At 34.7% G+C, this 8994-nt stretch carries 13 protein-coding genes and 2 pseudogenes; 12 read left to right on the top strand and 3 right to left on the bottom strand.

The features are described from left to right. The 3 genes and pseudogenes from F6K15_RS36695 to F6K15_RS36685 form a co-directional block, all read right to left on the bottom strand. Positions 1–376 (bottom strand): DUF3368 domain-containing protein (locus tag F6K15_RS36695; protein WP_293070888.1); only part of this gene is annotated, 376 nt, incomplete at its 3' end. Between the two features lie 62 nt (positions 377–438). Then, positions 439–621, bottom strand: a pseudogene (locus F6K15_RS36690) (UPF0175 family protein); the annotation flags it as partial. A 217-nt stretch (positions 622–838) separates the two neighbouring features. Beyond that, positions 839–1081: a hypothetical protein gene (locus F6K15_RS36685; RefSeq protein WP_202224328.1), complete on the bottom strand. Its 243-nt coding sequence runs from the start codon at positions 1079–1081 to the stop codon at positions 839–841. 243 nt (positions 1082–1324) lie between these two features. Between F6K15_RS36685 and F6K15_RS36680 the strand changes: the two genes are divergently transcribed. The 12 genes and pseudogenes from F6K15_RS36680 to F6K15_RS36625 all read left to right on the top strand — a co-directional run bounded on the left by F6K15_RS36680 (position 1325) and on the right by F6K15_RS36625 (position 8497). Further along, positions 1325–1513, top strand: coding sequence for a hypothetical protein (locus tag F6K15_RS36680; RefSeq protein WP_293070884.1), 189 nt, complete (start codon positions 1325–1327; stop codon positions 1511–1513). Between the two features lie 110 nt (positions 1514–1623). Further along, positions 1624–2091 carry a TnsA endonuclease N-terminal domain-containing protein gene (locus F6K15_RS36675; protein ID WP_293070883.1) on the top strand — a complete coding sequence of 156 codons (468 nt, stop codon included), beginning with the start codon at positions 1624–1626 and terminating at the stop codon, positions 2089–2091. Then, positions 2088–2507, top strand: coding sequence for a hypothetical protein (locus F6K15_RS36670; protein WP_293070881.1), 420 nt, complete (start codon positions 2088–2090; stop codon positions 2505–2507). The genes F6K15_RS36675 and F6K15_RS36670 overlap by 4 nt, the downstream gene beginning before the upstream one ends. Further along, positions 2497–2970 carry a hypothetical protein gene (locus tag F6K15_RS36665; protein ID WP_293070879.1) on the top strand — a complete coding sequence of 158 codons (474 nt, stop codon included), beginning with the start codon at positions 2497–2499 and terminating at the stop codon, positions 2968–2970. Before F6K15_RS36670 ends, F6K15_RS36665 begins: the two co-directional genes overlap by 11 nt. 98 nt (positions 2971–3068) lie before the next feature. Further along, positions 3069–4280 carry a type I-MYXAN CRISPR-associated Cas8a1/Cmx1 gene (gene cas8a1 / locus F6K15_RS36660; RefSeq protein ID WP_293070878.1) on the top strand — a complete coding sequence of 404 codons (1212 nt, stop codon included), beginning with the start codon at positions 3069–3071 and terminating at the stop codon, positions 4278–4280. A 19-nt stretch (positions 4281–4299) separates the two neighbouring features. After that, positions 4300–4443: a hypothetical protein gene (locus tag F6K15_RS36655; RefSeq protein WP_293070876.1), complete on the top strand. Its 144-nt coding sequence runs from the start codon at positions 4300–4302 to the stop codon at positions 4441–4443. Next, a complete protein-coding gene (locus F6K15_RS36650; RefSeq protein WP_293070874.1) occupies positions 4406–4738 on the top strand; it encodes a hypothetical protein in 333 nt (110 codons plus the stop codon). The genes F6K15_RS36655 and F6K15_RS36650 overlap by 38 nt, the downstream gene beginning before the upstream one ends. Continuing rightward, entirely contained in the window at positions 4738–5367 is a 630-nt protein-coding gene (gene cas5 / locus F6K15_RS36645) for a type I-MYXAN CRISPR-associated protein Cas5/Cmx5/DevS (protein WP_293070872.1), read from the top strand. The genes F6K15_RS36650 and cas5 overlap by 1 nt, the downstream gene beginning before the upstream one ends. Before the next feature lie 215 nt (positions 5368–5582). Next, positions 5583–5873, top strand: a complete 291-nt coding sequence (locus F6K15_RS36640; RefSeq protein WP_293070870.1) for a hypothetical protein — start codon at positions 5583–5585, stop codon at positions 5871–5873. Next, positions 5794–6351: pseudogene (locus F6K15_RS36635) on the top strand (Uma2 family endonuclease); the annotation flags it as partial. The gene F6K15_RS36640 and the pseudogene F6K15_RS36635, both read left to right, overlap by 80 nt. Before the next feature lie 1419 nt (positions 6352–7770). After that, on the top strand, positions 7771–8256 hold the full coding sequence (locus F6K15_RS36630; RefSeq protein WP_293070868.1) for a hypothetical protein: 486 nt from the start codon (positions 7771–7773) through the stop codon (positions 8254–8256). Further along, on the top strand, positions 8222–8497 hold the full coding sequence (locus F6K15_RS36625; RefSeq protein WP_293070866.1) for a hypothetical protein: 276 nt from the start codon (positions 8222–8224) through the stop codon (positions 8495–8497). Before F6K15_RS36630 ends, F6K15_RS36625 begins: the two co-directional genes overlap by 35 nt. Positions 8498–8994: the final 497 nt, after the last annotated feature.

Raw genomic sequence — 8994 nt, 5'->3', positions numbered from 1 at the left:
ATAATGCTAAACGAAATTTTAAAGTATCTAATCGTTCCAGAATAGGTTTAACTCGCTCTAAATATCCCTTTTGTTTTGCTTTTAGAAGAATCCCTAATGTGCCAATATACTCTAATTTTAATAACTGGGCATAACGTCTAGCTAAACCATCATCTAAAATTATTAAACTTTCAGGTATTTCTAAGCCTAAAGCCAGTGCCTCTCGCTCTCCTGCTCCTAACTCAGTCACAAGAGGTAAAATAGCTTTAGATTGAGCCGAACGAATTTCAATCCATGAAATAGAGTAAATATCTGGTAGAGAAATTCCGAGGGAGAGACCAACTGCTAATTCATCAGCTACAGATTCAAGAACAATAATTTGACCATATAAATTCAAGAGTAAGTCAAGTAAATAAGCTTGGGTTTAGATATTGAATAGGTGAAGTATTGACAATAATATTAGGCACGTCTGAATTCCTCAGCTAATTCAGCTTCAGTGAGTTGAAAAGTGTCTACACCATAATCAGCTAATTTTGTTAAAAATAAGACTTTAGGAATTCCAGCTAAATTTGCAGCAGCCCCAGAAGAAAGACGACCATTATCATAAAGTTTAATAGCAGCAATTAGTTGCATTTCTTGGGCTTTGTTGTTCTGGGGTTAATTTTAACGCTAGGGCTGTTTCTTCAGGTATATTAATGGTTAGTTGATACATATTTGAATTATTTCAAAGAAAGTAATTGTTTTGAATTAGATTGATGGCAATTCCGGAACGGAGCGCTACACAAATCGCTCAAACTAAATGTGAGCAGTTCGCTTTTGATGTGCAAAAAAAAAAGAGAGCAGAAATGGAATTAGCAGATCACATCTCCTCAGAATGTTGGTTAGCCATCTCTGCTCTTGCAGCATTGGTAATTGATTCTCTCAGAAAAGTAACTCTATCTTTTTGAGGTAGCCCCCTGATATATTCATCTACATCTACTTCCAACTTGACCGATACAGGTTTTTTTGCTAACTCTCCTAATGAACGATCGCTTATAGCTACTCTTTTAGTTTGATGAAATACTGAGTCTTTTGGTTTTGGGTTGCGATTACCTTTAGCCATAATACTTCTCCTATAAATTTTTACTCCATTATATCCGAATATCCTGGTATACTAGGATATATAAGCTGAAGTTATCATATATTCAGGTATACCAGGATAATTCTAATCGGTAAAGGGTTGTATTATCCTGGTATACTAGGATAATATATAGATATAGGAAAGGGAAAACCAAAAGGGACACCACCCACGCCCTGGAAAAGCAAAGTGATGTCCCGCCCCCTAATTAGACATAGGAGAACTACAATGTTAACACAAATACAGACAAAAAGGCCAGCCCCACCTCAACTGAAGCTAGTCGCACCACCAGTACAAACATCTCAAAACAACGATAACTGGCTGTATGCCGGGACTGATGATGCTTGGTTGTATACAGACTACTCTCAAGCTCCTTACAACATTTGTACAGAAGCAGAAATCACTGTGGTGAAATAATAAAGTTGGTAAGTTAATAATAAAGTTGGTAAGTTAATAATAAAGTTGGTAAATTGATAATAAAGTTGGTAAACTTAAGTTAGAACTTATACTATCATAAGTTTATCCTGATGGTGAGAAATCAGCGAGAGTGGACTCAAGCAAAATATGAACGATACCTGAAAGAAGGTCGTGGCCAGGGGAAGGGAAAAAACTATATCCCCTGGATTAAAATTCAAGACATTCCGTCTGAAGGTCGTTCCCATAGAATTCCTGGGTGGAAAACAGGCCGTATACATCACTTATTATCAGACCAAGAAAAACGGGCATTTTATTTATTTGAATGGTCTGATTTAGTCATTGATATCAGGGAACAATATCCGTTACTAGATTTGGATTTAGCAATGAGTATTGCGGATGAAATGAACATCAAATACCCGGAAGATCCAAAGCATCACACTCCTTATGTGTTAACAACAGATTTTATGATAACTGTTGAGCAAGAAAAACAGCCAGTTCAAGTAGCAAGAACTATTAAATCGACAAAGGAATTAGAAAAAAAACGAACAATGGTCGAAGTTTTGATAAATGTAGTTTGATTGACCCCGATGAACGTTACAGTAATCAAACAATTTATGATGTGGAATATTTGTTGGCTAATGAAGAATTAGAAAGAAAGAAACGGGCAGGGGAACAGTTACAAAATGAAGTAGATTTAATGGCTAAAATAGAAAATGTTGCTTGTCGTGCTAAACAAGAAACAGAAAAATATCAAGATAAGACTGAAAGTAACTTACAGAAAACCTCTGGTATTAGAAAACATCGAGCAGAAGAAAAAGCTAAACTAAGGGAAAAAGAAGCATTTGAACTCCAAGATAAGTTGAAGCCTTCAACGCCTCAAAAAACAAAGAAATCGACAAAAGAATCTCATCAGTCTAATTCTCCTAAATCAACTCAAACAAATTATTTGGAATTACTGAAACAAAGACGAAATAAAAATAAACATGGAAAGTAGAGATTTTATCAATAAATATGACTATTATGACTGGATAAATATTCCTGATGGTACACAAGCTGCTGTTGCTAAATATCGTCAATTTAGCTTGGTAGAATATAACAACAATCCGATGATTGAAGCTTTACCACCGATTTTATCTCCAACAGAATTTGTTGATAAGGTAACAAAATTACCCCTATATGAACCTTCAGAAAGAGAATTAAAAGGACAAGAACGTTTTCAATGTATTGAGAGATTATCAAGGTATTTTGACCCACTTCAGAAAACTATTGATTTGCATCAAACTATCTGTGTTTTATTAATGAGTGGTTATCTTTCCAGAAATATTCTCAAACCCGAATATGCACGATGTTCAAGAGAGATTTATAGTTCAATTCAAGCTCTGGTACATTATTACAACACAATAAGTTTGTTACTACAATCGCTGAACAATACAAAGTATCAGGAACTAAATTACTGAAAACCGCTCCTCATTTATTACTTTGTTTATTAATAAAATTAGTAATTCCTGAACAATTTTATCTATTACTAAAAGGTAAACCCAATCTTCAAACCTCAATGCATTTGAAAATTTATGGTGTGAAAATTAGTCTTAATTATAAACAGTTAAACTCTTATATTCATCAAAACTTTAGTCCTCAATTATGTAACCCCAAAACCCATCAATTAATAGAAGGTCATATTCCTATAGTTAGTTGGTTATATCCTGGGGCAATCGTTCGACATAATAGAATTCAAAAAAACAATCAATGTCAAGAACCCACAAAATATGCTTTTGTTCTTCTGTTTTTCCCCGTTGCTTGTCACTATTTGATTTTATCAAAAGTTATAACTGAACAAATTAAATCTCAAACACATCCTATCAAATATTTACTTGTTATTCCCGACCCCATTAACCTAGAAGAATCTGCTCAAATACGCTGGCGTTTAAACAATACAAAATATGAAAATTTATACGTTTCGAGTTTAGGAGAAGCTGCATTTAGTTATTATGCCAAAGAAACTACCAATAATTTTTCTCCTCAAAGATGTCAAGTCATACTTTACGGAAAACTACTCAAAGATTCCTGGTTAAGAAGTCCTACTGATTGTCAAGACTTCAAAATTAATAAGAAAACTATTCAATCTTATCAACTTGCTTACCGAAATTTTCAACCAAATAGACTTTTGCAAACCCCAAATGGTTTCTTAGTTAGAATTAATTTAATTAGAGATTTTATTCTGAATAATTTAATCAACAAAAAGCAGATTTGGAATGATTTATGGTTAACATTAAAACAAAAAGACAAATATGGAGAAATTAGACAGCAACTCAACTATAATCAAAAAGGATTATTCATTATGATTAAAAATAGTGATGATATTACCAAAGCTCATAATGCCTTTATTGACGTTATTCATCAAGCATTAAAAATCATTTATGCTCAAATTTATCAAGACAATCCAGAAGCAGCATCAAAAAGAATTGAGAGAGAAAATCAACAACTCCAATTAAAATTATTAGACTGCTATAAAGAAGATACATTTCGACATTTAATAGCTAAATTTTTGTCAAAAGCTGGTAATCTGTCTACCCTTAACGAAAATCGAACTTTAGTTCTCCCTATTATTACTGGAAAAGTAGACTGGAAAGAAGCCAGAGATATTGCTTTAATTGCTTTATCAAGCTATCCAACTCAAGCGACAATTAATAGAGAAAGATTAGTCTTTTTTGCCTTTCCTTTGTTAATAGAAGATAAATTATATAAATTAGCCTTTTTACTTTTATAATTTGTTAAAAACTATCACTATGCGATACTTATTTGGTAACTTACTTACTCGTTATGCACCTGCTTCTTTAAACCGAGGAGAAAATGATGGAAATGAACAACTAATTCAACAAATTCTTTGGTATAATGAGCCTCATACTACCATTTCTCCCTTCTTTGTTTGATTTTTCTCCAGAAAGTATGGTTTTACGTTGGACGAGTGACAATTGTCCTCGTTTTCTCTATTGTTTTGAACTGGATGAGAATCAAGAAGTTATTGCTCCTAAATTAATGGAACAAGTAGAAGCAGGGGATATTGAACCTCAAGAATTATGGATTGGAGGAGAAATTACTAAACGATTAAATATAGAAAATTCTCATTGTTATAGAGGGATTAAAGCTACTGCCAAAAACCTTGAAGAAGTTATTACTAAAGATTTAGGATTATCAAAAAAAAAGAAGACAAATAAACAAAAATAATGAAATCAATAGCAATTTATATTGATGTTCCTGTTGCTACTTTTCGCCAATCTCATGCTAGAGAATATGGCAAAACTTATCCTTATCCTCCCCATTCAACAGTTTATGGACTTTTGCTCTCCTTAGTAGGAGAAATGGATATGCAAAAGCATTGTGGGGTTCAGTTAGCTATTGCTATGCTCTCTCAACCTGAAAAATCTAAAACCTTAAGAACTTTGCATCGTTTTAAGTTTACACAGGAAGAACATCTGGGAAATAAACGTCCAGATTACCAAGAAATATTAACGGATATTCGCTTTCTTGTCTGGGTAAAATCAGGGGATAATAAAACAAATCCTAGTTTACCAGAAAGACTAGAACAAGCATTATTAAATCCTGACTCTATGAATCGATGGGGAGTATTATATTTAGGAGAAAGCGATGATTTAGTTAATGTTATTAAGTTAGTTTCTGATGACTTTTCCGTTAAATCAAGACAATGGTTAATACAAGATAATAATGGTTGGATTACCTTACCTTATTGGGTGGATCATTTTGGGTTTAAAGGGACACATTGGTTGAGATATAGATTAGAAACAATTTCCTGTTTATCTCCACCGGAATTAGCATGGACAACTATTCAAGATTAATTTTGTAAGGATATCTAGATGTGGGAAACAGACAAAGGCTAAAAATGGCTATAAGTGTGATGATATAAGGAATTGAATAATTTTATAGAGAAGATCTGTGCTGGCCTTCAGATAAGGGTTTCAGAAGTTTTCACCCTTTTTTCACAACTACATAATTGATTGGTTAGAAGCCGTCATCGAAATTTAGTAATCTACACAAACACGAGCAAAAAATAATGTCATCAAATCCAACACCAAACGGAGTAGAAATCATACCTATCAACGAACACATTCTCATAACAGTGGTAGGGCTAAAAGAGAACGCAGGAGAGAATTTTGTAGACTTTTATGAGAATGTAGAAGCAGCGAGAAAAATGTGGGCAAGCGATACCAAGCGGGGTGATTACCGTCTGCAACTCGCCACACTAAAGGGACTAGAAGAAACAGAACCTACGACAAATCATATTATTACTAACTTGTTTAGAATGGCTGTGGCGCGACCGCAACGACTTCTATGCAGCGGGTAATCTTACAATTTATTATAGTCCTAGCCAAAGCAAATCCAAAGATTTCCGAGGCCCTGATTTTTTTGTAGTTTTAGGAACAGAACAGAAAAGCCGTAAAAGTTGGGTCGTTTGGGAGGAGAAAGGAAAATATCCGAATGTCATTGTTGAAATTCTCTCGAAAAAAACGGCTGATACAGATAAAGGTTTAAAAAAGAAAATCTATCAAGATACTTTTCGTACACCCGACTACTTCTGGTTTGATCCTTACACTCTAGAGTTGGCTGGATTTCATCTTGTTGATGGAATGTATCAAGCCATAGAACCTAATGAAAAAGGATATTTATGGAGCCAGCAATTACAATTATATTTGGGAATTGACCTTGAAAAACTTCGCTTTTTTACTCCTGAAGAAAAGTTGGTAAACACACCAGAAGAACGAGCAGAAAAATTGGCAGCAAAATTAAGAGAGTTAAATATCGATCCAGATACAATTGAATGAACTGATTAAGTACTACATTTTCCGATAGCAAATGCTATCGGAAAGAATCACTAACATAAATTATAAATGGTACAGTTTCAACCGAAATCTGTTTGCTGAACCAACAGCTACTCCAACAGGACTTACGCAACGGCACTAATTGTAGTGGTTACATTCGCAATAAGAACCAAATTATACACTATATGTAGCAGTGCTGCGTAAGTCCTGATTCTGTTAAGTTCAAACTAAATGTGGACGTTCTAGCTTTGATGTGCAAAAAAAAGAGCGACTCAATTGATAAGTCCTATATCGTGCGCGAGCATCGCGCTTTATAACGGAATGAGGCTCTAGGCCGCCTCAAACTCCGCCAGCACGAAAATTCACTACTTGCCGCTCGATAAATTAATAGCAAATAATCAAGGTAAACTGTGGCGGTGCAAGTAGTGACCGCTCCGCTATTTTGTGTTCAAATATGAATATGTAGTTTTAAACATAATGAGGAGTGTGGGGAACTATAAGTCCCGCGCTCTACCCAACAGGGTCAGCGTCGGGAGGATGTCACTCCTTATAACTGGAGTTTAGACTAACTCATAGCAGTGGATTCTGGCATATTGAGACATTCTTTTTTGTAAACCTTTTGGCTTACGGCACTTTGAGCTGGAAGTTGTAAATACCTGAGGGAGCAGCGTTGTACCTAAAAATTACACTGTACAGTCTAGTCTAATTTTATGTGCGATCGCGACATTAACAATGCTTGTAAATGGTTAACAAATATTAATAAATCAAATTTTAGAAAAAGGGAGAAAATTGAAAAGTGATTAAATAGAAACGTAACTCTCCCTGATGAATACTAACATAAATAGACTGCAAAAATTTCGGACTGATACCTACAATTTACTTGGGTTTGCTCAGGATTCAACTTATGATTTAATGGATGCAGTTTTAACCACGCTTAACAGCTAATTCATTGGCTGATTTTTCCCTTTCACCTTTGTTTAAAAGACAATGGCCTTCTACCTATGAATCCTTACAAGATTGTCGTCCAAACCGCTCCAAATTAATGAATAGATACATCCAAGAAATTCCTGGAACTGATGGTTCATATGTTACTCTAGCTATAGATCATACCGCTTATCCTAGAATAGATTCTCTTACTTTATGCATACCGAGGTTATCATCATTCACCTAAGAACTTTCAAAAAGTAACTGAGGGGCATAGCTATAGTACCATAGCTTGGATTTCAGAAGAACAAGGCAGTTGGGCATTACCATTAAGACATGAAAGAATCAGTAGTTTTGAAACACCAATTAGTAAAGCTACTTGGCAATTAAAACAAGTAAGAAAAAGTACTAAATTTCCCATTTTAGCTTTACGCTTATAGTGAATATGGTAATGGTTCTTGGGTTAATCAAATAGCAGATATCGAAGTAGATTGTTTGATGAGGATTCGCTCAAATTGCTGCTTATATGGTGAACCTGGAGAATATAGTGGTCGAGGACGACCAAAAAAACATGGGGATAAATTTAAACTTCAGGAGCAATCTACTTGGTGGAATGCAACAGAAACAGTGGAATTAGATGAGGATAAACTAGGTAAAATCAAAGTCAGAAAATGGTCAGAGTTACATTTTCGATCATCGGCATCAGTTCCGATGACCCTGATTTTAGTGGAGAGGCTTAAAACTAATAAAAAAGGCTTACTTCAAAAACCTTTATGGTTAGTTTTTATTGGTAAATATAAACTAGATTTACTTCCCCTAGAATTACTGTGGAAAAAATATTTAAGGCGCTTCGCTGTTGACCATTGGTATAGATTGATCAAGCAAAGATTACATTGGACATTACCTGCACTCAGTACACCTCATCAATGTGAAAGATGGAGTGAGAAACATGCCATTACTAACTTGGCAACTATGGCTGGCTAGAGATATAGTTGAAGAACACCATCTTCCTTGGCACAAGCCTCAGAAAAATTTAAGCCCTGGAAGGGTCGCACAATCAATGTTCGGACTTTTAGTCGAGATTGGAACCCCTGCTAAAACTCCCAAACCTCGTGGAAAATCCACTGGTTGGAAAACAGGTAAACTCAGAAGTAAAAGAACCCGTTATCCTGTAGTGAAAAAACGAAAAAGTACCACAAAAAAAGCCAAAAATCAGAAAACTTAGACTCAATTTTTGGTTAATTTACCTTCTTTTTTCACCCAAAACAATCTTGGGAAATTTTGTCGTAGTCTAAACTCCAGTTATAAAGTCTTGCTTTCAAAGAAAATTCTGTTTGAGATTTACCGGGTTTTCCTGGGATACACTCTCCAGGGATTATATCTGCACCAAGAAATAGAAGAATTTTTTACAGAGATTGCTTCTGACTAGGCGTGCTATCTGTTTATTTGAACTTGAATGGTTCTATTCAAATATATCGATATCTACATAATCACAGAAGTCTTTATATATATCTGAGAATTTTGTTGTAAAACTCTCATTAAACTCTAATAAGCTATCTTTATAATCTGAAATTTGGGCGTTGGTGAATATAGAATGCTATAGAATAAAATTGTTGTCAAACTCAAGAAAAAATGTACTGTCCTAAATGCCAATCTTCTCGTTATCAGAAAAATGGTTAACGTTACGGCAAAAACAATCTGATCGTTGTCACGACTGTGGAC

This window comes from Okeania sp. SIO2B3, from assembly GCF_010672525.1.
Taxonomy (GTDB): Bacteria; Cyanobacteriota; Cyanobacteriia; order Cyanobacteriales; family Microcoleaceae; genus Okeania.
Note: the sequence above shows the minus strand (reverse complement) of the source record. Positions and strands in the feature narration are given on the sequence as shown.

Excerpts from the sequence above, each read along its gene's own strand:
- F6K15_RS36685 (WP_202224328.1), bottom strand. The coding sequence starts at position 1,081 with ATGGCTAAAGGTAATCGCAACCCAAAACCAAAAGACTCAGTATTTCAT.
- F6K15_RS36680 (WP_293070884.1), top strand. The coding sequence starts at position 1,325 with ATGTTAACACAAATACAGACAAAAAGGCCAGCCCCACCTCAACTGAAG.
- F6K15_RS36675 (WP_293070883.1), top strand. The coding sequence starts at position 1,624 with ATGGTGAGAAATCAGCGAGAGTGGACTCAAGCAAAATATGAACGATAC.
- F6K15_RS36665 (WP_293070879.1), top strand. The coding sequence starts at position 2,497 with ATGGAAAGTAGAGATTTTATCAATAAATATGACTATTATGACTGGATA.
- cas8a1 (WP_293070878.1), top strand. The coding sequence starts at position 3,069 with ATGCATTTGAAAATTTATGGTGTGAAAATTAGTCTTAATTATAAACAG.
- F6K15_RS36655 (WP_293070876.1), top strand. The coding sequence starts at position 4,300 with ATGCGATACTTATTTGGTAACTTACTTACTCGTTATGCACCTGCTTCT.
- F6K15_RS36650 (WP_293070874.1), top strand. The coding sequence starts at position 4,406 with ATGAGCCTCATACTACCATTTCTCCCTTCTTTGTTTGATTTTTCTCCA.
- cas5 (WP_293070872.1), top strand. The coding sequence starts at position 4,738 with ATGAAATCAATAGCAATTTATATTGATGTTCCTGTTGCTACTTTTCGC.
- F6K15_RS36640 (WP_293070870.1), top strand. The coding sequence starts at position 5,583 with ATGTCATCAAATCCAACACCAAACGGAGTAGAAATCATACCTATCAAC.
- F6K15_RS36630 (WP_293070868.1), top strand. The coding sequence starts at position 7,771 with ATGAGGATTCGCTCAAATTGCTGCTTATATGGTGAACCTGGAGAATAT.
- F6K15_RS36625 (WP_293070866.1), top strand. The coding sequence starts at position 8,222 with ATGCCATTACTAACTTGGCAACTATGGCTGGCTAGAGATATAGTTGAA.